We start from the raw sequence: 23,554 nt of genomic DNA, 5'->3' as shown, positions 1-23,554 counted from the left end.
TTTGATATTAATTATTCTTCTCTTGCGATCATAGAAAAAGGATTCGTGTCTATACTTCAAGTAGCAGTTAACCCCAACGAGCCTGTTGCGGTAAACAGGCCGGGTGACTGGATGGTTTTTTGCTCATCTGGAGGGGAATGTATGAGACGCTATTACTTTATCAGCGATGAGCTGAACGATTTGAGTCTTATTGAACGTGAGCTGGAAGGCCATGGCATGACCAGGCCACAAATCCATGTTTTGAGCCTCGATGATGACGGGTTGGCACAGCATCACCTGAATGATGTTGCTCCGCTATTTCGTAAAGATGTGATTCGAGCAACAGCAGTTGCTGGTATATTCGGTTTTCTTAGCGCTGTTCTGGTGATGTCCTTTGCCGTTTTTTCTGGCGCCACTGCGTCAATAGGCTGGATCCCATTTGTCATGCTGGCATTTGTGGTTATGGGCCTGATTACCTGGGAAGGTGGTATGTGGGGTATTCAACAGCCAAATTCCCGCTTCCGGCGTTTTCAGAAGGCTTTGGCAGAGGGCAAGCACATTCTTTATGTGGATGTAACGGCTGGGCAGCGTTCAATATTGATGGGTGTTATCGAGCGGCACCCCGGGTTGGAAAACGCTGGCAGCGAGGAGTCGCCCAATGGATTGCTGATCAGCGCTGAAAACGGCGTGCAGCGTTTTGCGAAATGGGCACCCTGATGAGCGACTCAGTGAGCCGGGATAATCGTCAGATGATCTGAAGAAACCCGGTACCCATGCAGGGCGCTGAGATCCATCGCAGATTGATCTGGGCAGGTAGTCTCCCGTTTATTTTGCCCGGGGGACTACACTGTATCTGGTGAGTCAGTCGTCTCCAACTCGCTGGTTTTGGCTGCAAGGATAAAATCGTTGCGGTGCAGTCCGCGGATTTTGTGGCTCCACCAGGTAACCGTTACCTTGCCCCACTCGAGCAGGATAGCAGGGTGGTGCTGAACTTCTTCGGCCAACTCACCAACGTGATTGGCAAAGTTGAGTGCTTGCCTAAAGTTGCTGAAGTGGAAGCTCTTTTCAAGTTGTTTGATACCATCTCTATCCAGCACAGCCCAGCCGGGGATCTGTTCCATCAGAGAGTTTATTTGTGCATCGTCAACCTTGGGGGCGTCAGCTCTACAGGCCTCGCAGTGCTCTTTGGCTAGTGTCATGATGAATGCTCCATGGTTGCTTGTAAGGTGTTACAGACAGTTTTTCGGAGGTGGCAAGCCAGCCAGTCTGGCAACTTGTTTAGCCGGACTTGGCGGGAATAACTGCATCAGGTAAATACTTCGTGCCTTACTGATCTCCAGATACTCGGCCATGAACTTTATCAGCGGTCGCATGGACGGCGAAAAGCCGTATGTGGCATAGAATTGTCGTGCCAGCAGAATCACTTCAAGGTGAGCATCGGTCAGTTGTATTTCAGCTTTGGCAGCTTCCTGCTTGGCCTGGTTTTCAGACCACGCAGGAAGTTTTGTCAGATGGTTGTGTGTCGTGGTCTCAGTCACCCGAGAAGGATCAATCGTTGCTCATGCCGAGCAGGTGCAGAAGGCTGGTGAACACGTTATAAATCATCACATACAGTGTGACTGTGGCTGAGATGTAGTTTCGTTCACCGCCATGAATAATGGCGCTGGTCTGCCACATGATGACTCCGGAAGAAATCAGCAGGAAGATACACGACAGGGCCAGGGCCAGCCCTTGAATCTGAAGAAAAAAATTGGCGATGGCGGCAACGAACGCCATCAGAATGCCGACCATGAGGAATCCTCCCATGAAAGACAGTTCCTTACGGGTTACCAATACGTAACCGGAGCAGGCAAGGAAGATCAACGCAGTACCACCGAGCGCGGTTATTACCGGTTCGGTACCGGAGGTCGCCAGATAAAAGCTGATAATGGGCCCTAATGTAAAACCCATCCATCCTGTCAGGGCAAAAACCCAGATCAGTCCGGCAGAACTGTTTTTGTTCTTTTCAACCATCCACAGGCAGATAAAGAACGGTAACAGTGTCCACAGTCCCATGTAAGGTGCATTGATCGCCATTGCTACGCCACACATGATGGCGCTAAATGCCAGTGTCATGGCCAGAAGCGCGTAAGTATTGCGCAGAACCTTGATGACTGAGGGGTCTAGCGTTGTTGTTGTCGAAGCAACTGATTTTTCGTATGCCATGGCTTTTTGAGCCTCCTGATGCTGAATTCTTATGTTGGACATATCTTACAAGCTGTAAGTTTCAAAGCAATGATTACCGTACGTGATATTGACAATCATTCGCTGGACGTCATTTTTCCTCGAAAAAGCGCAAAATTTCCTGTCGTTGCGCCAACCCGTCCTGATAGCCCAGCTCCAGAAGCTTGCGGCAGAAGCCTTTTGAAAAGAGCAGGTAACTGGCCGTGCTCACACCGCCTCCGCGTGCCGTGGCTCCGGTGAGCCGAAGAAACATGCGAATACTGCCGGGTAATTCATCCAGATAATCGCAGGCAATCTTGTCGATGGGTTGGGAGGGCAGGATGGCCAGAAATTTTACGGGTTTCAGGTCAGTCAGGCCATATTTTTCCCGCTCGCTTTCAGATAGGTGTTCGGTGAGACGATTGATATTTTTCAATGTTTCCAGATCGCTTTCTATGCTGTCGATAAAGGCGCTGCTGAGCATGTGCCCGACGATCTGGGCGATGGAAGGCGAGTGATTAATGGGTGGCGGTTGATTTTTGCCGTTGGGTGAATCACTGACCCCGATAACAAACACCTTGTCTGCGCCGAGGTTCAATGCGGGACTGATCGGTTTGAGTTGTCTGACAGCACCATCACCAAAAAACTGGTCTTTGATTTGAATCGCCGGGAACAGGAAGGGAATCGCCGAGGAAGCCATGAGGTGGTCAATGGACAGCTCTGTGCGCAGGCCCAGTTGCCGGGAAACAGACCAGGGTTCGTGAATGTCGGAACCTTCAAAAAAGGTTACCGATTTGCCCGTGCTGTAACTCATGGCCGTAATGCTGACAGCGTCGAGCTCTCCACTGTTAATGGCTTCCCGGATATGGCGAAACCGGACATAATTATCCAGTAACTCCCGCAACGGGGTATTGTCCAGTAGTGCTTTTGGTTTGCCTAGGGCGTAGCCACTGTGAAAAAAAGACACCAACATGTGAAAGCTGTTTTTGAGCACACCAAAAAGGTCCGTGCGATAAACCTTGGCCGCATCCAGTTGGTGCCAGATGGCTTCCAGTTTTTTGATTCTGAGGCTGAACGGTCCTGCCCGACCGGCAATTGCCAGCGTATTGATAGCCCCGGCTGAGGTGCCACAGATAATTGGAAAGGGGTTTTTGACGTCTTTCGGCAAGGTCTCGGCGACGGCTTTCAGAACGCCGACATGATAGGCAGCCCTTGCTCCCCCGCCGGACAGCACCAGGCCCACTTTGACCGGCTTGTCGTGTTTACCCATGATTTGTGCCAAAAATGGTTAGTAGATTGGTTTCCGCTATTTTTTTGTTATCCGCCCATCAATCCCAAACTGACTGGCGAAACACCAGCCTGAACCCAAATCTGTCAAGGATCACCGGTAAGGGGAATGCTGGCAATGGTTCAGCGGGTAACTATACTGGGCAAATATTCTGCTACCCGCAAGGTGGCTGGCGACAAGGATGTCCCGAATGTTATCTCCCTACCTGTTTGCCACTGGTATCTTCAGCGTCGCTTTCTGGTCTCAGCTGCCGCCCCTTTGGGTGATTTTGCTGTTTGTACCGGCCGGTTTTCTGCTGCGCCGGTTCTGGGCGCCGCCCAGTTTCCTGTTATTGGGTATGGTGTATGGATGTCTTTGGGGCTATGACACATTGGGGCATCAGCTGCCCGATGAGTTCATCGCCACGGATTTCACTGTGATTGGCGAAGTTTACGGGATCCCGGTGCGCGATGGGCGTCGGGTGCAGTTTAATCTGCGTCTGGATGAGGCTTCGACCAACCTCAAGTTACGGAAACTCCGGCTCAGTTGGTATGGCGATCAGGTGTCTCCACAACCCGGGCAAGTCTGGCAGCTACAAGTCCGCTTGCGGCGTCCCAGGGGTTATGTCAATCCCGGTGGTTTTGATTATCAGGCATGGTTGATTCAACAGGGGTTTTCAGCCACGGGGTATGTCAGGGCATCCCCGCAGAACCGGTTGATTGAGCAGCGGTGGTCCCTTGACCGATTGCGTTATCAGTTGCAACAAAAGATTGCCGAGAGCCATGTCAACGACGACGCACAGGCACTGATGTCGGCCTTGACGATTGGTGACCGGTCGCTTATCTCAAAGGATTTGTGGTATCGCCTCTCATTGCTGGGCGTAATTCATCTGCTAGTGGTTTCGGGTCTGCACATCGGTTTCGTGGCGGCGATGGGCTACGGCACCGGTTCGTTGCTGGCCAGGTGTTTTACCCTGATCTGTCAACCGGTCAATGCCCCTTACACGGGGGCCGTCTTTTCCCTCGTTTTTGCGCTTTCCTACAGTGCGCTGGCCGGGTTCAGTCTGCCAACCCAGCGCGCATTGATTATGGTGATGGCCGCACTGGTTGCCCTTTTGGCAAATCGCTACATTGGCAGGACCATGATATTTGGTCTGGCGCTGGCTGGTGTCGCGCTGCTCGATCCTCTGGCCATCATGGGTGCAGGTTTCTGGTTATCCTTCGGTGCGGTGGCGGGGTTGTTGTGGTTGGTTCCGTCTGTGAATCAGCTCCCGAAATGGCGGCTGTTTTTTCAGGTGCAGTGGCTGATGTTCCTCCTGTTGATTTTGCCGTTGGCCTTCTGGCAGCTACCGGTGGCCTGGTTCTCGCCATTGGTCAACAGCGTGGCTATTCCTTGGGTCAGTTTTCTGGTTGTGCCGCTCTGCCTGCTGGGTGTGGTGATTATCCCCATCAGCCCGGCTGTGGCTGAATGGCTGTGGTGGTTGGCGGGAAAGCAGTTGGAATGGTTTGTCCTTCTGACAGGCGGGCTCACAGTCCCGGCGTGGTTGCCGCTTTATTCGCCATGGCCCCTGACTGGCCTGTCATTATTTCTGATGAGCTGTATCGCGGGGCTTATTTTGTTGCCCAGAGGCATTCCCGGTCGCTATCTGGCGATTCCCCTGGCGGTTGCACTGTTTTATCTACCGACAGGTCGTCAGGTGCCTTTGACTGTCACTGTTCTCGATGTGGGTCAGGGTTTGTCGATAGTGGTTCAGACCAGGCGGCACACACTGGTCTATGACACGGGGCCGGGTTATGCCGGGGGTTACGATGCAGGCAGTGCCTTGGTCGCGCCGTTTTTGCGGAGGCAGGGAGTGACCGGGCTGGATACGCTGGTAGTCAGTCACAGTGATAACGATCACGCCGGTGGTGTCGCCGGATTGCTGCGCCATTACAGCCCGACCGTGTGGCTGGCTGGCAGTCCTGCCGTTGAAGAGACAGCTCCTGTACCTGAGCAGTGCCGTGCAGGGCAGTCCTGGAGGTGGGACGACGTAGACTTCCGCATCCTCCATCCCGCCGATTCACGGCAAAAAAACAACAACAATCATTCCTGTGTACTGGCGATCAGCTATCTCGATCAGGTGATACTGTTGCCCGGCGATATCGATGCATCCGTGGAGCATCGATTGCTGCCACAATTAGAGCAGATGACGGCCGATAAAAAACAGTTTGCCCTGCTGATAGCACCTCATCACGGCAGTAAAACCTCATCTTCGAAACAGTTCCTGGCGGTGATCAGACCACAGCAGGTTGTTTTTTCCGCAGCCTATCGACACCATTTTGGGCATCCTGCCGAGTCGGTGGTACAACGCTATCTGATGCAGGGCTCAACGGTGTTGAATACCGCAGAGCAGGGTGCGCTGATCTTTCGTTGGCAGGACAGCGGCCAATTTTCCATGACGGCTCAGCGCACGCAGGCGCGTCGCTATTGGTTTTGACGTTGGCTTATCCCGTCGTTTTTATGAACGGAGTCCCGTAAATAACAAAATGGCAGCCTGATTGGGTGTATCCATGGCTTAACAGTTACTGTGCCATTCACTGATTATGGTAAAGTTTTGGCCGACATTAAGGTCTGGGGATAAATGTGTACGAACTGATCATTGCTGGCGGCTGGTTGATGTTGCCAATTCTACTCTCCTCTATCGTAGTGATAGCCATTGCCTTTGAACGCTACTGGACCCTGCGCCGCAACAAGGTGGTACCGCCAACATTGCTTGGCCAGGTATGGCACTGGATGAAACAGAACCAACTGAGCAAGGAGAACCTTCACCAGTTGCGCAGTTCATCACCACTCGGCACCATTCTGGCGGCGGGTATCAGCAATTCTGGCCACGGTCGTGAGGTCATGAAGGACAGTATCGAGGAAGCCGCGAACCAGGTGATTCACAATCTGGAGAAGAATCTCTCCCCGTTGGGAACCGTCGCCGCCATTGCGCCATTGCTCGGTCTGCTGGGCACCGTTATCGGTATGATCAAGGTGTTTACAGCGATCATGATCGAAGGTACCGGCAATGCCGGGGTGCTTGCCGGTGGTATTTCCGAGGCACTGATTACCACGGCAGCTGGTTTGACGGTAGCTATTCCGGCCCTGGTGTTTCACCGTTTCTTTGAGCGGCGGGTCGATAGCCTGGTTGTGGAAATGGAAGACCAGGCCATTAAACTGGTGGATGCAATTCATGGCGACCGGGTGATGCGCAATGATGAGGCCAGCGCCGGGTGAAGTTCCGCAGGCAGCGAAAACTCGAGAATGGCGTCAACCTGACACCCTTGATTGATGTGGTTTTTCTGCTGCTGATTTTTTTTATGGTGTCCACGACGTTTACCCGGGAATCTCACCTGGTGCTTGACTTGCCGAAGGCGGATGGTTCTCTGGCAGAGTTGCCGCCCGACCAGATCGAAGTACTGATCGATCGGAATGGCGCCTATAGCGTCAATGGACAGTTATTGATCAACCGCCAGACTGATACTCTGATGAAGGCGTTGCAGGATGTTTCTGCCGGTAATACCGATTTACCACTGATTATTACCGCTGATGCCAATGCAACCCACCAGGCGGTGGTTACAGCGATGGATGCTGCAGGTAGAATGGGCTTTGTTCATCTGAAAATCACCACCATACAGCCCGACGGCGAATCCTGAGGAGTCATAGTGGCCACCACCATTCCCGATACCGAACACCCTGAGATGTCCGGTCTCCAGGTCTATTTGCGATTACTTTCCTATCTGAAGAACTACTGGGGTATTTTCCTGCTTAGTATTGTAGGGCTGGTGTTGTTCTCTGCCATGGAAGTGGCGTTTATAGACCTGTTCGGTTATACCGTTAATGTTATCAACACCATTTCCGGCGAATCAGCTGCCCTGCCTGGTCAGATGACCGATATGGGAAAGGGCTCGACGTCCTGGCTGGCCGGTTTGCTGGGTGGAGATGACGCTCTCGCCGAGAGCCGCTGGATTATCCCTGTGATCATGTTCATGATTGCGGTGACCCGCGGCATCGGGTTTTTTGTGGGCGGTTACTGCATGACCTATGTGACCCAGATTCTGGTTCACAATCTGCGCACCCATTTATTCAACAAATACACCACGTTGCCCAGCCGTTTCTTTGATACCAACATGTCAGGCCACCTGATTTCCCGTATTACCTTCCATGTGGCCCAGGTGACTCACGCTGCTACCAATTCGCTCAAAGTCATCATCCGTGAGGGTGCACTGGTGATTGGCCTGATTTCATACCTGTTTTATCTTAACTGGCGACTGGCGGCCATTTTTGTCGTCGTACTGCCACTCATCGGTGCGGTGGTGGGTTATATCAGCAATCGGTTCAGGTTGCTCAGTCGCCGCATTCAGTCATCGGTTGGCAACGTGACCCATGTGACCCAGGAGGCGGTCAGTGGCTATCGTGAAATGCACCTTTTTGGTGGCGTCGAATACGAACGTGAGCGCATGCACAACGCCAGTAACTACAACCGTCGTCAGCAAATGAAAATGGCCGTGGCGGAGGGCATTAGCACGCCAGTCATCCAGTTGTTGGTTGCGATGGCGTTGTCACTACTGATGTGGCTGGCATTGGATCCCAGTGTGCTGGCCAACATGAGCGGTGGCGAATTTGTCCAGTTTCTTGGTTCAGCTGCACTGCTGGCCAAACCGATCCGCCAGTTATCAGAGGTAAACAGCAACGTTCAGAAGGGCATCGCGGCTGCAGGCACCATTTTTTCGACTCTTGATGAACCGGATGAGCCGGATCTCGGCACGGTCGAGAAGGCGCGAGTAGATGGGCATTTTCAGTTCAAAAACGTCAGTTTTGCCTACTCGGAACAAGCGGGTAACGTGCTGAACGGAATTGATCTGGAGGTCAGGCCGGGCGAGGTGATTGCGCTGGTAGGACAGTCCGGCAGTGGCAAAACCACGTTGGTGAATCTCATTCCCCGTTTTTACAACCACCGTGAAGGAACGATTTTGTTGGACGGGATTGATATACGGGACTACACCCTCGATAACCTGCGCAGCCATATCGCCCTGGTGTCCCAGAATGTAACGCTCTTCAATGACACGATTTACAACAATATTGCCTACGGTGCGCTGGGTGAAAACCCCTCGTCGTCGGTGCGCGAGGCGGCCAGTGCCGCACACGCACTGGAATTTATCGAGCGGCTTCCGGACGGTTTTGATACCCAGATCGGTGATGAGGGCATCATGCTGTCCGGTGGCCAGCGGCAGCGGTTGGCGATTGCCCGCGCATTGCTGAAAAATGCCCCGGTGCTGATCCTGGATGAGGCGACCTCGGCTCTCGACACTGAATCCGAACACCACATCCAGAAAGCCCTTGAGCAGGTGATGAAAGGGCGCACCACGTTTGTCATTGCCCACCGTCTCAGTACCATCGAGAACGCCGATCGTATTATGGTGATGGATCAGGGACGGATCGTCGAACAGGGCACTCACAGTGAATTACTGGCCATGAACGGTCGCTATGCACAGCTGCATAAAAAGCAATTTAATGACGAACCCCATCAGGCTATCTGACTGGGCGCCGCGACCATGAATATCCGACTGTCACTGGAAAGGGCCTGGTACAGGCCGATGAGCTGGGCCCTGTTTCTGTTGCCTTTATCCTGGTTATTCCGGGCTGTCAGCAGTGGTCGACGTTTTTATTACCAGCGGGTTAGCCCCCCTTGTCCCTTGCCGATCCCCGTGATTGTGGTGGGTAATATCAGTGTTGGCGGTACTGGAAAAACCCCGCTACTGGCGGCACTGGTGGTTATTTTTCAGGCGCAGGGTTACCGGCCGGGTATTATCAGCCGCGGTTATGGCGGTTCAGCAACCCATTATCCGCAGCGGGTTACCGACTCGTCTACAGCGGAGGCCGTCGGTGACGAACCCCTGCTGCTGTCATCACTGTGTCCGGTGGTGGTGGACCCGGACCGTTATCGGGCGGCCCGATACCTGCTGGAAAATACCGGCTGCAATCTGATTTTCAGCGACGACGGCTTGCAGCATTACCGATTGCCCCGGGATGTTGAAATTGTGGTGATGGACGGCGAGCGCGGCACGGGCAATGGCCATTGCCTGCCTGCGGGGCCATTGCGGGAACCACTTTCACGGCTGCAGACGGCAGACTTTGTGGTGGTAAACGAAACGGTAGCCAGTCTGGGGATTCCCCACCAGGGAACCTTCAAGTTGTCACCCGTGCATTTCCGGCAACTGGCCACTGGCACATCGGTGGCTGTCGGCAGTTGGTCCCTTGGCCGCAGGGTACATGCTGTTGCCGGGATTGGAAATCCTGCCAGATTTGCCCATACCCTGACATCACTGGGGTTCGAGCCGATTCTCCATCCGCTACCAGACCACCACCGGTTTACGGGAGAGGAATTGTGTTTTGACGATGGACTGCCGGTTATTATCACAGCAAAAGATGCGGTAAAGTGCGTAGCCGATAGCAGTGATAATGTCTGGGTGCTGGATGTTCAGGCTGAGCCCGATCCACCATTTATCGAGCGATTGATGCGGGATGTCGGCTGCCTGGCCGTAGCGGCCAGTGCCGCCCCATAACGACCCCATAGAACGTACTTACAGAAAAAGTACTCGCGAAAAAGTGCCCTCTGAAAATGATTGAGTTGCTATGACCTTTACTGTTGTGATTCCCGCCCGTTTTTCTTCCACTCGCCTGCCGGGCAAACCGCTGCAGGATATCGCCGGCAAAACCATGATCCAGCGGGTTTACGAGCAGGCACGGCAGAGCAGCGCTGACCGGGTGATTGTTGCCACGGATCATCAGCAGATTGCCGATGAGGTGATCCGGTTTGGCGGTGAGGTCTGCATGACATCTCCGGATCATCCGTCCGGGACTGACCGTTTGCAGGAAGTGGTGGCCCAGCACGGTTTTGCCGAGGATCATGTGCTGGTCAACGTTCAGGGTGATGAACCGTTGATTCCCCCCGCAGTCATCGACCAGGTGGCCGGAAACCTCATCAATAACCCCGGCGCCGGTATCGCAACGCTTTGCGAACCGATCGCGGACGAAGCGAGTTTCGCCAACCCCAATGTGGTCAAGGTTGTTACGGACCGTCAGGGCATGTCGCTGTATTTCAGTCGCGCACCGGTGCCCTGGCCACGGGATTTTTCTGATGACCGGGTGGCGGCCATGTCTGCTGTCCTGCAACCAATGCGACATATCGGTATTTACGCCTACCAGGTCGGCTTGCTGAACCGGTTTGTACAATGGCCGGTGGCACCCATTGAGGCGCTGGAATGCCTAGAACAGTTGCGCTTCATGTGGAATGGTGAGCGGATTCACGTGGCCAGAGCCGTGGCCGATGTGCCCGGTGGCGTTGATACCGAGCAGGACCTGCAGCGGGTCGTCGCGATATTCAGGGGTATGTCAGAATGAAACAGCTGCGTGTGTTATTTGTCTGTCTGGGTAATATCTGTCGATCGCCGACCGCCCACGGAATTTTTGAGAGACGGGTGGCCGAGGCGGGCTTGCAGGACCGGATTCTGATTGATTCCGCCGGTACCGGTGATTGGCACGTAGGACGCTCGCCAGACTCAAGAGCCAGTGCGGCTGCACTGAAGCGCGGTTATGACCTGAGCCACCTGCGGGCCCGTCAGGTGCGGCCTGAGGATTTCCTGGAGTTCGATTATCTGCTCGCCATGGATCAGCAGAACCTCTGGGATTTGCAGGCACTGGCCCTGCCTGAGTTTGCCGGTCATCTCGGCCTGTTTCTCGATTTCGGCAGCAGCCCCCTGAAAGAGGTGCCTGACCCTTACACCGGTGGCGAAGAGGGATTTGAAGCAGTGCTGGATCTGGTGGAGGATGCCACCAGTGATTTACTGGCTCATCTGTGCGGGCAACTGGATTAATGCTCGATATTCAGGCCGCCGTTTCCCTGCAACCCTGCAACACGCTGTCCCTGCCTGCCACGGCGGAGTTTTTCTGCCGGATAAACACCCGTGAAGACCTGTTCGAAGCACTGGAGTGGGCTCGCCAGAAAAATATTCCGGTAACGCCATTGGGTGGTGGCAGCAATCTGGTACTGGTCGATGATCTACCGGGTCTGGTACTGCAAATAGCCATTCCGGGCATCGCCCTGGCTCCCGGTTCAGAGCTGGGCGAGCAGCGCAATATTCACATCGGTGCTGGTGAAAACTGGCATCAACTGGTGTTGTACACTCTTGAAAAGGGCTGGTACGGCCTGGAGAACCTGTCCCTTATTCCGGGCCTGGCCGGTGCGGCACCGATTCAGAATATCGGTGCCTATGGCATTGAATTGAGCGAACTGTTTCACTCTCTGGAGGCGGTCCATCTGCCCACCGGTGAGTTGCATACCATGCAGGCCGATGACTGCCATTTTGGTTATCGGGACAGTCTGTTCAAACAGGCGGGCCGCAACCAATATGTGATTACTGCCATCACGCTATCCTTGTCTACCCGTCCGCATTTGCGCCTGAGCTATCCAGCCCTGCTACAGGCCCTGGAAGGCTGCGATGCAGCATCGCTGACGCCCGCCATGGTCTCAGCGGCGGTCTGTGAGGTACGGCGCAGCAAACTGCCTGCCCCCGCCAGTCTGCCGAATACCGGAAGTTTTTTTAAAAACCCGGTCGTGACGGAGGATCAGGCAGCTGCACTGCGTCAGCAGTTTCCCGATATCGTGTGCTACCCCCAGACTGATGGTACCGTCAAACTGGCCGCTGGCTGGCTGGTTGAACAGGCTGGCTGGCGCGGTGTGATGCGCGGCAGGGTGGGCGTTCACGACCGCCAGTCGTTGGTGTTGGTCAATTTTGGTGGTGGCACCGGTGCCGAGTTGCTGGCACTGGCAGAAGAAATCAGTGACTCGGTACAGCAAAAGTTTGCCGTGGCGCTGGAAATCGAGCCGACGATATACCCGGCCCCAGTGAAGAAACCCCTTTGAATGTTTAGCCATGAATCAATCCGACCTGTTTGCCGCCAATCCCGATCCGCTCGATATCGAGCTGCCCGGTGGCGCCCTGCGTTACTGGCCGCGGTTGATAGCTGCGCCGTCGGCGGAGCAGTGGCTGGCGGTACTGATGGAGCAGGTGGCCTGGGAGCAGAGCGAGATTGTCATCGCCGGTCGCAGGCTGAAAATTCCCCGTCTCAATGCCTGGTATGGCGACGCCGGTGCCGATTACCAGTATTCCGGGCGCCAGTTCAAAGCCATTTCCTGGCTGCCGGTACTGCTTGAAATCAGGAAGGTGGTTGAGGCGGCGGTGGGGCACAATTTCAACAGTGCTCTGCTCAATTTGTATCGGGATGGCCGCGACAGCGTTGATTGGCACAGTGATGACGAACCGGAGTTGGGAGAAAACCCGCTGATAGCCTCATTGAGTCTGGGCGCAGTGCGGCCTTTTCAGTTGCGGCACAAAACACGAAAGGAATTGTCGATGCGAACACTGGAACTGGAGCAGGGCTCATTGCTGTTGATGAGCGGGGCATTACAACACCACTGGCGGCACCGACTGCCGAAACTCGCCACAGTTGTGGGCCCGCGAGTGAACGTGACTTTTCGCAACGTGGTTTATAGTCAACCGAAAAGCGCGGTGGTAGGCTAGATGGAATTTCAGGGCTTCCGCAATGACCACTAACGAGACATGCAAGACCGTTCTGGTTGTGGATGACCACGACCTTATTCGCATGGGAATCTGCAAGTTGCTGGCAGAAGTGCCGGGTATCACCGTGATTGGTCAGGCCGCCAGCGGTGAAGAGGCCATTACCCGGGTTCGAGAGTTATCCCCCGATATTGTCTTCATGGACGTGCGGATGCCGGGTATCGGTGGACTGGAAGCCACCGAGCGCATTCTGTCTCACTACCCGAAAACCCGGGTTATCGTGGTCAGCGCCTTCAATGATGACTTTTACCCTGCCTCGCTTTTAAAGGCCGGTGCCTGCGGTTATATCACCAAAAAAGCTGACTGTGATCAGATCAAGGCAGCGGTGGAAACCGCCCTGAGCGGTGGCATTTATGTCAACCCGGAGTTGGCCCAGATAATGGTGGCCAACGGCATGAAATCCGGTGGCAAATCCTCACCGCTGTCGCGCCTCTCGCAGCGTGAACTGCAGATCGCCGCGCTGATTACCAGCGGTATCCGCGCCAAGGATGTGGCAAAAACCCTCTTTGTCAGCCCCAAGACCATCAATACCTACAAATATCGTATTTATGAAAAGCTCGGTGTCAGCAACGATGTTGAGCTTACCCTGGCAGCGGTAAAATACGGTCTGGTAGATCCGTCCGAACTGATCTGATCCGCTGTACAATAGCCCCATGCCTTTTGATCATCAGCCGTTTCTCAAGCAACTGACCCAGCGTCCCGGCATCTATCAGATGATGGGTGAGGACGGGGCTGTGCTCTATGTCGGCAAGGCAAAAAACCTCCGCAAAAGGCTTGCGAGCTATTTCAGAACCACCGGGCTGACCCCGAAAACGGCTGCTCTGGTGAGCCGTATCGCCAACATCGATGTCACTATTACCCAGACGGAAATAGAGGCGTTGTTGCTCGAACAAAATCTGATCAAGCAAAACCGGCCACCATTCAATATCCTGCTGCGGGATGACAAATCCTACCCCTACCTGTTTTTGTCCGACCGGGATACCTACCCCCGGCTGGCCTTTCACCGGGGCAGCAAGCGACAGGCTGGCCGGTACTTCGGGCCATTCCCCAGTGTTCAGGCCGTTCGGGACAGCCTTAATTTTTTGCAGAAAACCTTTCGAGTACGCCAGTGCGACGATAATTTCTTTCGCAATCGCTCCCGACCCTGCCTGCAATACCAGATCAATCGCTGCACCGCCCCCTGCGTGGAGCTGATTTCTGAGGAGGATTATCAGCGCGATGTACGACACACCCAGATGTTCCTCGAGGGCAAGAACGACAACCTGATCCGTGAGCTGGAGGCCGACATGGACGTGGCCGCAGAGGCACTGGCATTTGAGCGGGCCGCATTGCTGCGCGATCAGATGGTGGCACTGCGTACCATTCAGGCCGAACAGGTGGTGGAGTCCGGCAGCAGCCATATTGACGTGGTGGCCGCCATGCTGGTGGGAGACCAGTGCTGTGTGCACGTACTCTATATCCGTCAGGGGCGAATCCTCGGCAGCCGAAGCTATTACCCAAAGGTACCGCTGGCAGCGGATGCCACCGAAGTGTTGACAGATTTCCTGCCGCAGTTCTATCTGCGCGACAGCGGCCGGGGTGATTTCCCGCGCGAGATTGTCGTCAATCAAGCGCTGCCTGACAGTACTCTGCTGGCCTCGGCGATTTCCGAGGTGGCCGGCCACCGGGTGCTTCTCAAGCACCGGGGTCGCAGCACCCGGGCCCAATGGGTCGAACTGGCCGAGCGCACCGCCAGCCAGAACCTGAACGGTCGCATCGCCTCACGCAAAACCACCCAGCAGCGACTGGAGGCATTACAGCAACTGCTGCAACTGGCGGCGCCGCCTGAGCGGATCGAATGTTTCGATATCAGCCACAGCAGTGGGGAAGATACGGTCGCTTCCTGCGTGGTATTTGATAGTGGCGGGGCGCTGAAATCGGATTATCGGCGAATGAACATCAAGGATGTCGCTGCCGGGGACGACTATGCCGCAATGGAGCAGGCGTTGGTGCGCCGCTATACCCGCATTCAGAAAGAGGAGGGCAAGCTGCCCGATATTCTGCTGATTGACGGCGGCAAGGGGCAGATGCGCAGAGCGGTTGCCGTGCTGGCCGAGCTGGGCGTGATTGATGTGCAGGTAGTTGGCGTCGCCAAGGGACCCACCCGCAAAGCGGGTTTTGAAACCCTGTTGCTGTCGCAGGATGGCCTCGAACGGGAACTGGAAGCACAGTCCTCGGCTCTGCTGCTTATCCAGCAAATTCGCGATGAAGCCCACCGTTTCGCCATTACCGGTCACCGTCAGCGCCGCGATCGCAAGCGTCGCACCTCGACGCTGGAGGGGATTGACGGGGTTGGCCCAAAACGGCGCAAGGAATTACTGCGGTTTTTCGGAGGCTCCCAGGAAGTTGTTCGGGCCAGTGTCGCCGAACTGATGCGCGTGCCCGGTATCAGCAGGAAAGTGGCCGAAACTATTTACAGCACCCTCCACAATGAGTAACTTGGGCGGGTCTTCAGCGCCCGGACTGCAGTAAAACCTATCATGTGGAATCTCCCGAATATCCTCACCCTGTTACGTATCGCGCTTATCCCTATTTTTATCGGTGTGTACTACCTGCCCTGGGAAGGTCGCCACCTAGCCAGCGCCGCCATTTTTGGTATCGCCGCCGGTACCGACTGGCTCGATGGCTATCTGGCCAGAAAGCTTGATCAATTCACTCCATTCGGCGCGTTTCTCGATCCTGTGGCGGACAAACTGATTGTGGCCTCGGCCCTGATCATGCTGCTGGAATCCCACGCCAATGTGCTATTTGCACTGCCCACCCTGGTGATAATAGGCCGTGAAATCGTGATTTCTGCACTGCGTGAGTGGATGGCGGAACTGGGTAACCGCACCAGCGTTGCCGTGTCCTACATGGGGAAAGTGAAAACGACCCTGCAAATGATCGCCATTGCCATATTGCTGGCGATTAATCCGGTGCTGTACCCGAAGCTGGATCTGATGGGCATCGCCCTGTTGTACGTGGCGGCACTGCTGACCCTGTGGTCCATGCTGATCTATCTCAAAGCAGCCTGGCCTGAATTGTCGAAAGTCTCCTGAGGGTGAGTGGTGATCCAACACTGGCGTAATTTCCCGCACAGCGAAAAAGAGGTTGCTTCTCGACGATCAATCCATAGAATACCCGCCTTCTTTACTGTTCTTTGAAAATCCCGTCGGGTACAATCCCGCATCCAAAAGGCGCGGTGGCAGAGTGGTCATGCAGCGGACTGCAACTCCGTTAACGCCGGTTCGATTCCGACCCGCGCCTCCATTTTTAACCGTTAAACGCAACACCGCCGTTTGATTGTCCAGCCCGATAATCCTCCAGACCATCAATCGTCAATTGCGTAACCGAAAGCAGTAACAGCCGGAACAAGCCCATCCCCGAACATGCCCGGATGGCGAAATTGGTAGACGATGAGCAGGATGCTCGAGTGTCGCGAAAGGCAGGAGCCGAGAGCGACCGCAAGGACCAGCACAACGTGCTGGCAACCTTCAGACAACATCAGCAATAAAGCCCATCCCCGAACATGCCCGGATGGCGAAATTGGTAGACGCAAGGGACTTAAAATCCCTCGGAGGGTAACCTCCGTGCCGGTTCGACCCCGGCTCCGGGCACCATTAAAATCAATAAGTTATCCAAACTTTTCTGTGCTGGAGAGACTCATGATTCTCCTTTATTTTTCAAAAGTAGACACATAGTAGACGGGCGCGTGCATCATTGGCTGATGTGCTACAGCCGGTCCAATGGGTTTGAAGTTCCAGCGTAATGTTGGCCCAATACATGTGTATATATCTGAGTGGTTTTTAAGTCATTGTGTCCAAGGAGCTCCTGGATCGTTCGAAGATCCGTACCTGATTTAAGAAGGTGGGTGGCGATAGAGTGCCGAAACGTATGGCAATTGACCTTTTTGTTAATGGTGTCTTCGATGTTAACCGCTTGCTTCAGCGCTTTTCGGATTACGGTTTGGTGGAGGTGATGGCGGCAAATGACCCCGGTGACAGGATGTTGTCAAATTCCACTCTCGGTTTATACTCAGTTGATGCGCGTTATCATGCCAACCGAAAAAAATAATATAAATAAAACAGGTTGTTACAGGTTAGCGAGAAAAAATAATGAGGTCCTATTATTTTAGATAATAGGAAAAACTCGCTTTATTCTGAAAGGAATCGGATATGCCTCAATTTTCTATTCTTTATCAATCCGTTATCAAAAAGTGCCGAATATCAGCTTTGGCAAAGCGCGCGTGCGCGATATACAAATGTTATAACTCAAAATGAATCGAGAAATTGCAATAGTTTTGGCACCATTAGCGGGAGGCATTCTTGCTGTTTTAACTGGGTATCTAAATAATGGGTTTTATCCAAAAGATACCAGCGATATCTCATTTGCTGTGGTTGCGCTAGGGTTTCCAGTAGCGCTAGTGCTGTCATTGTTATCTGGGCTATTTATTCAGCCACAGCTAGTTAAACGCAACATTTTTACAGTGCCTGTAGTCGGTATCATTGGTGGTTTACTGGGATTATTTGTCTTAGCAATATTTGGGCTACCTTATATTTTTTTAATAGCTGGCACGCTTTGGGGTGCTGCATCGGGGGTTTTCTATCGTGTTTTCGTTGGCCAACCAAAGTTATAACAAGCGCAGTCAGTCGGAACATTTTTCCGTTCGCCGGTTTGTGCTTTACGCTACGCTAGCACAAACCAACTCACTGCAAAATGTCCGCTGCTGCGGGCGTTAGCTTCTTAGAATGATCAAGAAAATATTACTAACCATCATCGCTATCCCTGTTCTTCTACTGCTTGTAAAGTGCACTTCGGAGAGCATGCGAACTCACAGTGTTGTAGAGGTGGGTGACACAAAGCTATGTATTCCTAAAGAATACGAGTTAAGTGTAAATATACCGTATCTCTGGTTCGTAAGCGGACTTGATGAAGATGCTGCTGGAGGCCTTTACATTCTTTCAGCAGGCGAAATATCGGAGTCTGTTGAAGGGTATACGAAAAGCCATATAAACCAATACAACGTAGATCTTGCACATGACATCACAGGTATTATTTGGGCTCAAAGCCAAATAGGAAGTCCTGATGGTATGGCCGAGAAAGCATGGAATCTTGCTAGTACCGAAAAACAGCCCCATCATATTTACAATGCAATTTTAGGTTTATATGAACTGGGGGATAAACGTTTCATTGATACATGGTGGCATCTAGCTCGTACTGTGCCGGGAGGCAAAGATAAAGAGCGCCCTAGAGATTGGTATTTTGGCTACTGTTCTGGCAAAAAACCGGAAAACTACGATTGTACCCAAGACCTACGCTACAAAGATCTCTATTTCGACTACAAAGTAAAATCTCAAGACATTCATGTCGCTAGCGGCGTAAAAGAATTTATAGGCAATAAATTTAAACAATGGGAGTTGGCGTGTGAAAGCTAACAAGGGCCTGTTGTCACCCCTGCGGGGCTGGGACAGTCAAAAACGCTGCGCTAATTTTGCCTGCCCCAAAGGCGGGCGTTAAATGGAATCAATATGATGCAAGCAGTAATTTTTGACATGGATGGAACTCTTATTGATTCAGAACCCATGTGGAAAGAGGCAGAGAAGCAAGTTTTCTCCTCTGTCGGAGTTGAAGTAAGTGAGGAACTGTCTGCTAATACCGCTTCCATGACTACCCGAGAGGTAACTGAATTTTGGTATGGCCATTTTCCTTGGTCAGGTAAAAGTTTAGAGCAAGTCGAAAATGAAGTGGTTAACCGCGTAGCAACACTTATTTCTGAAAAGGGTCAGCCTATGGAAGGAGTGGAAGAGGTTTTAAGTTTTTTTCAAAAGAAAAAATTTAAAATAGGCCTGTCAACTAACGCGCCTTCTAGATTGATTCCTGTAGTTCTAAACAAGCTAGGTATCTCTAAATATTTTCACAGCATATCCTCTTCGGAGCATGAAATCGAAGGAAAGCCCCATCCAGCAGTATATTTGGCCACTGCAAAAAAATTAAAAGTTGATCCGTCAAAATGCATTGCATTCGAAGACTCCCTATCTGGGATTATCTCTGCGAGTAAGGCAAATATTAAAACTGTCGCGATTCTACCACGGTCAGATTTTACAGATAAAAAATACGAAATATCACATATAAAACTTAGGCGGTTATCAGACTTCACCGATTTTCACTTAGAAAAAATAACAAATGGTGTATAGCTATGTATTGTGCCAAGACTCCATTTAACAAACTGCTCAAACACCGTTTCGGCCCAAAAGCGGCCTGCACTGGACTCGCTAACGCTCGCCGTTTATCAGAGCATTAGGTATTTTAGATGGAAGCATTGATACGAGCACGACCGATTCTTTTAGCAGTATTTTTATGTGCATTGGCACTAACTGCTATTGGATCTAGTTTAGAAATTAATTTCTTGTATCTATCAAGTGGGGTTGCTGCACACATTGCATTGCTATTATTTATATTGACTGAGTCATTTGGAACTCTTGCGAAGCAAAGGCATATTATTGTAAAAGTTATGGCGCGGTTGTTTCTCGTCATATTAATTCTGGCTGTTGGCAATATGCTTTTCTATATTGTTGTCGGGTTTTTATCGTGATATTTGCGATACCTATTCAGGTGACGCCTCTGGCGCACTTGATCTGAGCGTTATAAGACTACGAGATGAACTGTGACATCTGAAAAGATCAACTATATCGAATTGCCGGCGAGTAACCTCGAAGGCACAAAGAAGTTCTTCTCGGATGCTTTCGGGTGGCAATTCGTAGATTATGGTCCTGACTATGCTGCGATCCAGAATGCCGGTCTTGATGGGGGTTTTTACCGATCACCTCTAGTGGCTGAGGTTGGGAAGGGTAGTGCCCTTGTTGTTCTTTACAGTTCTGACCTTGAGGCGTCTCTTAATAGAGTGGAGCAAGCCGGGGGTAAAATCGTGAAATCAATTTTTAGCTTCCCCGGTGGTCGCAGATTTCATTTCAGCGATCCAAGTGGTAATGAGTATGCCGTCTGGTCAGAGTGATAAAGAAATAAGTAGGGTCAGATACAACTTTTCAACTTTTATAGAATGTGCCGCAAAGGTAGTTGTTGGGATAATGCACGAATGAAGTCGTTCTTCTGGGCTACGTTTGTATTTTCCCCAATTTTCACTACACCTCAACCCGGTTTCTGCCAAGCTCTTTTGCCCGATAGAGTGCTTCATCAACCCGTTGGGCTAAGGATTTCGCCTTCTCATGGGGGGCAAACTCTACCACCCCGAAACTGGCAGTGATGCTGCCGAGCTTGTTGAATTGATGGCTGGCAATGGTTTGTCGTAACTTTTCGGCGACGTCTTTCGCCGTGTTTAACCCGGTTTGCGGCAGCAATACCATAAACTCCTCGCCACCCCAGCGCCCATGGATATCAATGTTGCGGATGTTGTCGTTGACCAGGCTGGTAACTGTTTTCAATGCCGTGTCACCGGTATTGTGGCCGAAACGATCGTTGACCTGCTTGAAGTGATCGAGGTCATACATGAGCAGTGAAAGCGGGGTATGGTAGCGGTTGGCACGTTCTATTTCGTGTTCCAGCAGGCGGTCGAACTCCTGCCGGTTATTAATGCCGGTGAGGCCGTCTGTAATGGCCATAATTCGTACCTGCTCTTCGGCCTGGATGCGTTGAGTAATATCCAGAAGTATTCCAGTCCAGATAATAGAGCCGTCCGCTTCCTTCTCCGGTGCGGCGCGGCACTCGATCCAGCGAATAGAGCCATCATTATGTCGGATGCGGAACTCTGCATGGTAATGCGACAGGTTTTGTGCAGATACCTGGGCTTTACTCTCGATATCGGCGGCATCCTCAGGAAGAATGCGGGACATGATGTTGTCCTCGTCTGTACCGGACAATTCCTCGTGCTTCAGACCGCCCAGTTCGGCGAGCCCCTCACTGAAATAGGGGAAGCTGCGCGTACCATCCGGGGCCATACGGTATTGGTACAGTGCGCCGGGTACCTGGGCGGCGACCCGCTCAAGCAATTCTTTATTCTGTCGAAGCCGCTCCTCGGTGTATTTGCGTTCCGTGGTGTCCCTGACAATGCAGAAAATCAGCTTTTCGCCCTTATAGAGGGCGCCATTGGTACTGACCTCTGCATCCGTAATAGTGCCGTCCTTGCGGCGGTGCTGGGTATCAAAATGCGCACTGGTATTATCAGCGGCCAGCAGCATTTCCTTGAGTTTCTGTTTGCTGAAATGGATATCCCAGTCCCACACGTGAAGGCGGCTCAACTCTTCGGGGGAATAGCCAAGCATATCGACATAACGCTGGTTGGCCCGATACACACTGCCATCTTGCCTGAATACCACCATGGCATCTCCGGATTGCTCGAACAGGGCGGTCCAGAGTATGGTTTCTATCGTTTTGTCGTCTGTCAGTGGTTTCAAGTTCCGGTCCCGGTTGTCCAAAATCCAACTCTGTAGGGTTGGTTCCAGGCGAATTTTGTCATTCGATCAGGATACAGAGCAAAAGTACAGGAACAAAGTGCTTCGTCTGTTGGTGGCCCGACCCTGCGGTTTTCTACCGGGGTTGTAAAGATACTGTGTGGATATGGCCTATGAGCGGCCGGGTCGCCCTTGGAATGTCCCGTTTTTATCAGGTCAGGAGGGACAGTATGTGGACTATAACCTCCGACAGCCCCTATGCGTTACTTCGCTTGAAATAAAGCATAGGTCGGTGAGGAGTGTGGTGAGATTCAGTCTACTATGTTTCTGTTGTCATGTTGCAACGGGGTAAGTTAGGACGACACTGCAAGCCTATTGTCTTGCGCTTGCTGCCGATAAATGATGATAATTGGAACGCCGCTGTAGGTTTTTTGGAAAAAACTGGTGGCTCAAGTTCTCAAATTATATAGTTAATCAATGAATAGATATCATTCTCCGGGTGCTTTTATTCAATATATAAGTGCTGAAGCATTGGGTTCTGCTGCGGTAAATCATCCCTATTTGTGCGCGTTGCGTGAGGGGGATCTCCCAAACGTTGATCTGGCGTTTAAAGACTTTGCTTTTCAGTACGGCTTTTATAGCACTGCTTTTATTCGCTATGTATCGGCAGTAATTCAAAACCTCAGTAACGCCGAACACAAGCAAATTCTGTTGTGTAACCTGGCCGAAGAACAGGGCAACAATCACGATTTAGATCTGCCGCCAGATGTGTTGGCTGGTGTCATCGGACAACCACATGCCAGCTTGTATCGCCGTTTCCAGGAGGCTTTGGGAATTGATGCCAATTACCTTAAAACTACGCAGCCGAGCCAAACAAGCCTGTCGTGGAGTCGACAGTTTTTGCAAATCTGTCAAGTTAACGCGTGTGCTGGCATAGGTGCTATTGGTATTGGCACTGAACTTATCGTGTCCCGCATTTACGACCAGATTCTGGAAGGACTTGATGCTCATTCCCACCTGACAATGACACAACGGGTGTTCTTTGATTTGCACAGTAAATGTGACGATCAGCACGCTGCTAAGTTGTTATTGATTGCTGAAGAGTTGGCTCAGAGCCCTACAGCGTGTGAACAAATTGAATATGGCACCAGAAAAGCCATTGATATGCGGGTCGCCTTTTGGGACAAGATGCTGGAGCGTGCCCATGGTTTTCCCGTCTCAACCTCGCCATCTATTGAGAAGTTATCTGCCTTTGAATACTGAAGAGATCTACAACGACAATGCCGATAAGTGGCTGCGATTAACACCAAGTTCACTGTCTGATTTTACCGCACGCCCTCTGGTTTTTGAGGCTTGTGGTGAGTTGAATGCTCGTTCTGTACTGGACATTGGCTGCGGCGAAGGCTATTGCGCGCGGGAGCTGAAACGTCGAGGTGCTGGTGACTATCTGGGTGTGGATCTGTCCGAGCAGATGGTTAAAGCTGCTCAGGCGCAGGAAGCAAAAGATCAATATGGCATTGAGTACCGGGCCTGCAATGTAGTTGAGTTCAACCCCGATCGACAGTTCGATCTTTGTATAGCCGTGTTCTTGTTTAACTATCTTCGGGTTGAAGAAATGCAGCGCGTGTTTTCAATGGTCTATGATGCCTTGCATCCCCAGGGCCAATTTATATTTAGCGTACCCCATCCGTTCTTTCCCTTTATACATGGTAGTCAGACGCCGCCGTTTTACTTTGGCTCCAGGGGGAAGAACTACTTTGCAGATGTAAACCAAAAATTTGAGGGGGAAATCTGGAAACGTAGCGGGGAGCCCCTGCCCGTGCAGTGCGTACACAAAACGTTTGGAAATTATTTTGATTGTTTACGACGTGCGGGTTTTTCCAGCATGCCCGAGGTGAAGGAGTTAACCGTAACGCCTGAGTTGGTAGCAATAGACAAAGCGTTTTTTTCACCGCTGTTGAATGAGCCATTGCACCTGTTGTTTACAATCTCAAAATGATGGTTGTCGCCCCACAGTTCAA

General features: G+C 52.2%; 27 protein-coding genes and 2 tRNA genes. 23 read left to right on the top strand and 6 right to left on the bottom strand.

Annotation, left to right across the window (positions count from 1 at the left end):
* Positions 1-141: 141 nt before the first annotated feature.
* Entirely contained in the window at positions 142-696 is a 555-nt protein-coding gene (locus tag U740_RS09785) for a hypothetical protein (protein WP_036860479.1), read from the top strand.
* Between the two features lie 125 nt (positions 697-821).
* Here the strand turns inward: U740_RS09785 and U740_RS09780 are convergent, their stop codons facing one another.
* The 4 genes from U740_RS09780 to U740_RS09765 all read right to left on the bottom strand — a co-directional run bounded on the left by U740_RS09780 (position 822) and on the right by U740_RS09765 (position 3,451).
* Positions 822-1,178: a 4a-hydroxytetrahydrobiopterin dehydratase gene (locus tag U740_RS09780; protein ID WP_036860476.1), complete on the bottom strand. Its 357-nt coding sequence runs from the start codon at positions 1,176-1,178 to the stop codon at positions 822-824.
* Positions 1,179-1,208: 30 nt separating this feature from the next.
* Positions 1,209-1,517 carry a TusE/DsrC/DsvC family sulfur relay protein gene (locus U740_RS09775; RefSeq protein ID WP_036860475.1) on the bottom strand — a complete coding sequence of 103 codons (309 nt, stop codon included), beginning with the start codon at positions 1,515-1,517 and terminating at the stop codon, positions 1,209-1,211.
* Between the two features lie 10 nt (positions 1,518-1,527).
* Positions 1,528-2,184, bottom strand: a complete 657-nt coding sequence (locus U740_RS09770; protein WP_036861862.1) for a Bax inhibitor-1/YccA family protein — start codon at positions 2,182-2,184, stop codon at positions 1,528-1,530.
* A 109-nt stretch (positions 2,185-2,293) separates the two neighbouring features.
* Positions 2,294-3,451 carry a patatin-like phospholipase family protein gene (locus tag U740_RS09765; protein ID WP_036860474.1) on the bottom strand — a complete coding sequence of 386 codons (1,158 nt, stop codon included), beginning with the start codon at positions 3,449-3,451 and terminating at the stop codon, positions 2,294-2,296.
* Between the two features lie 199 nt (positions 3,452-3,650).
* Between U740_RS09765 and U740_RS09760 the strand changes: the two genes are divergently transcribed.
* The 14 genes from U740_RS09760 (at position 3,651) to U740_RS09695 (ending at position 16,748) form a co-directional block, all read left to right on the top strand.
* Positions 3,651-5,924 carry a DNA internalization-related competence protein ComEC/Rec2 gene (locus U740_RS09760; protein ID WP_081890910.1) on the top strand — a complete coding sequence of 758 codons (2,274 nt, stop codon included), beginning with the start codon at positions 3,651-3,653 and terminating at the stop codon, positions 5,922-5,924.
* A gap of 146 nt (positions 5,925-6,070) precedes the next feature.
* Positions 6,071-6,706, top strand: coding sequence for a MotA/TolQ/ExbB proton channel family protein (locus tag U740_RS09755; protein WP_036860473.1), 636 nt, complete (start codon positions 6,071-6,073; stop codon positions 6,704-6,706).
* Positions 6,703-7,125, top strand: coding sequence for an ExbD/TolR family protein (locus U740_RS09750; RefSeq protein WP_036860472.1), 423 nt, complete (start codon positions 6,703-6,705; stop codon positions 7,123-7,125). The genes U740_RS09755 and U740_RS09750 overlap by 4 nt, the downstream gene beginning before the upstream one ends.
* Positions 7,126-7,134: 9 nt before the next feature.
* Positions 7,135-9,009, top strand: coding sequence for a lipid A export permease/ATP-binding protein MsbA (msbA, locus tag U740_RS09745; protein WP_235189856.1), 1,875 nt, complete (start codon positions 7,135-7,137; stop codon positions 9,007-9,009).
* A gap of 15 nt (positions 9,010-9,024) precedes the next feature.
* Entirely contained in the window at positions 9,025-10,035 is a 1,011-nt protein-coding gene (gene lpxK / locus U740_RS09740; RefSeq protein WP_051921404.1) for a tetraacyldisaccharide 4'-kinase, read from the top strand.
* A gap of 70 nt (positions 10,036-10,105) precedes the next feature.
* A complete protein-coding gene (gene kdsB, locus U740_RS09735; RefSeq protein WP_036860471.1) occupies positions 10,106-10,873 on the top strand; it encodes a 3-deoxy-manno-octulosonate cytidylyltransferase in 768 nt (255 codons plus the stop codon).
* On the top strand, positions 10,870-11,346 hold the full coding sequence (locus U740_RS09730) for a low molecular weight protein-tyrosine-phosphatase (RefSeq protein WP_036860470.1): 477 nt from the start codon (positions 10,870-10,872) through the stop codon (positions 11,344-11,346). The genes kdsB and U740_RS09730 overlap by 4 nt, the downstream gene beginning before the upstream one ends.
* The gene (gene murB, locus U740_RS09725; protein ID WP_036860469.1) at positions 11,346-12,395 is read left to right on the top strand and encodes a UDP-N-acetylmuramate dehydrogenase; all 1,050 of its coding nucleotides are present in this window, start codon (positions 11,346-11,348) and stop codon (positions 12,393-12,395) included. Before U740_RS09730 ends, murB begins: the two co-directional genes overlap by 1 nt.
* Before the next feature lie 10 nt (positions 12,396-12,405).
* Positions 12,406-13,053: an alpha-ketoglutarate-dependent dioxygenase AlkB family protein gene (locus U740_RS09720; protein ID WP_036860468.1), complete on the top strand. Its 648-nt coding sequence runs from the start codon at positions 12,406-12,408 to the stop codon at positions 13,051-13,053.
* Between the two features lie 22 nt (positions 13,054-13,075).
* The gene (locus U740_RS09715) at positions 13,076-13,744 is read left to right on the top strand and encodes a response regulator (RefSeq protein WP_036860467.1); all 669 of its coding nucleotides are present in this window, start codon (positions 13,076-13,078) and stop codon (positions 13,742-13,744) included.
* A gap of 19 nt (positions 13,745-13,763) precedes the next feature.
* Positions 13,764-15,587, top strand: a complete 1,824-nt coding sequence (gene uvrC / locus U740_RS09710) for an excinuclease ABC subunit UvrC (RefSeq protein ID WP_051921402.1) — start codon at positions 13,764-13,766, stop codon at positions 15,585-15,587.
* 42 nt (positions 15,588-15,629) lie between these two features.
* The gene (gene pgsA, locus U740_RS09705) at positions 15,630-16,187 is read left to right on the top strand and encodes a CDP-diacylglycerol--glycerol-3-phosphate 3-phosphatidyltransferase (protein ID WP_036860465.1); all 558 of its coding nucleotides are present in this window, start codon (positions 15,630-15,632) and stop codon (positions 16,185-16,187) included.
* Positions 16,188-16,324: 137 nt separating this feature from the next.
* Positions 16,325-16,398 (top strand) — tRNA-Cys (locus U740_RS09700).
* Between the two features lie 261 nt (positions 16,399-16,659).
* Positions 16,660-16,748, top strand: a tRNA-Leu gene (locus tag U740_RS09695).
* A gap of 112 nt (positions 16,749-16,860) precedes the next feature.
* On the opposite strand, the gene U740_RS12060 is transcribed toward U740_RS09695, so the two are convergent.
* Entirely contained in the window at positions 16,861-17,058 is a 198-nt protein-coding gene (locus tag U740_RS12060) for a tyrosine-type recombinase/integrase (RefSeq protein WP_327078602.1), read from the bottom strand.
* Here U740_RS12060 and U740_RS12280 point away from each other — a divergent pair.
* From U740_RS12280 to U740_RS09670, 6 genes are all read left to right on the top strand, one after another.
* Positions 17,023-17,202 (top strand): hypothetical protein, encoded by a 180-nt coding sequence (locus U740_RS12280; RefSeq protein WP_036860463.1) that lies wholly within the window; start codon positions 17,023-17,025, stop codon positions 17,200-17,202. The genes U740_RS12060 and U740_RS12280 overlap by 36 nt on opposite strands.
* 202 nt (positions 17,203-17,404) lie before the next feature.
* The gene (locus U740_RS12150; protein ID WP_152556823.1) at positions 17,405-17,764 is read left to right on the top strand and encodes a hypothetical protein; all 360 of its coding nucleotides are present in this window, start codon (positions 17,405-17,407) and stop codon (positions 17,762-17,764) included.
* Between the two features lie 112 nt (positions 17,765-17,876).
* Complete coding sequence (locus tag U740_RS09685) at positions 17,877-18,563, top strand: hypothetical protein (RefSeq protein WP_036860462.1); 687 nt, start codon at positions 17,877-17,879, stop codon at positions 18,561-18,563.
* Positions 18,564-18,656: 93 nt separating this feature from the next.
* The gene (gene hxpB, locus U740_RS09680; RefSeq protein WP_036860460.1) at positions 18,657-19,322 is read left to right on the top strand and encodes a hexitol phosphatase HxpB; all 666 of its coding nucleotides are present in this window, start codon (positions 18,657-18,659) and stop codon (positions 19,320-19,322) included.
* A 116-nt stretch (positions 19,323-19,438) separates the two neighbouring features.
* A complete protein-coding gene (locus tag U740_RS09675; protein ID WP_036860459.1) occupies positions 19,439-19,720 on the top strand; it encodes a hypothetical protein in 282 nt (93 codons plus the stop codon).
* 72 nt (positions 19,721-19,792) lie between these two features.
* Entirely contained in the window at positions 19,793-20,140 is a 348-nt protein-coding gene (locus U740_RS09670; protein WP_036860458.1) for a VOC family protein, read from the top strand.
* A gap of 127 nt (positions 20,141-20,267) precedes the next feature.
* Here U740_RS09670 and U740_RS09665 read toward each other — a convergent pair whose 3' ends face one another.
* Entirely contained in the window at positions 20,268-21,536 is a 1,269-nt protein-coding gene (locus tag U740_RS09665) for a sensor domain-containing diguanylate cyclase (RefSeq protein WP_152556822.1), read from the bottom strand.
* 474 nt (positions 21,537-22,010) lie between these two features.
* On the opposite strand from U740_RS09665, the gene U740_RS09660 reads away from it, so the two are divergent.
* Both U740_RS09660 and U740_RS09655 read left to right on the top strand, forming a co-directional pair.
* Entirely contained in the window at positions 22,011-22,796 is a 786-nt protein-coding gene (locus U740_RS09660) for an iron-containing redox enzyme family protein (RefSeq protein WP_051921398.1), read from the top strand.
* Positions 22,786-23,532: a class I SAM-dependent DNA methyltransferase gene (locus tag U740_RS09655; RefSeq protein ID WP_200877077.1), complete on the top strand. Its 747-nt coding sequence runs from the start codon at positions 22,786-22,788 to the stop codon at positions 23,530-23,532. Before U740_RS09660 ends, U740_RS09655 begins: the two co-directional genes overlap by 11 nt.
* Positions 23,533-23,554: the final 22 nt, after the last annotated feature.

It is taken from the genome of Porticoccus hydrocarbonoclasticus MCTG13d (genome assembly GCF_000744735.1).
Lineage (GTDB): Bacteria > Pseudomonadota > Gammaproteobacteria > Pseudomonadales > Porticoccaceae > Porticoccus > Porticoccus hydrocarbonoclasticus.
The sequence above is the reverse complement of the archived record's forward strand: the minus strand, read 5'-3'. Positions and strand labels throughout refer to the sequence as shown.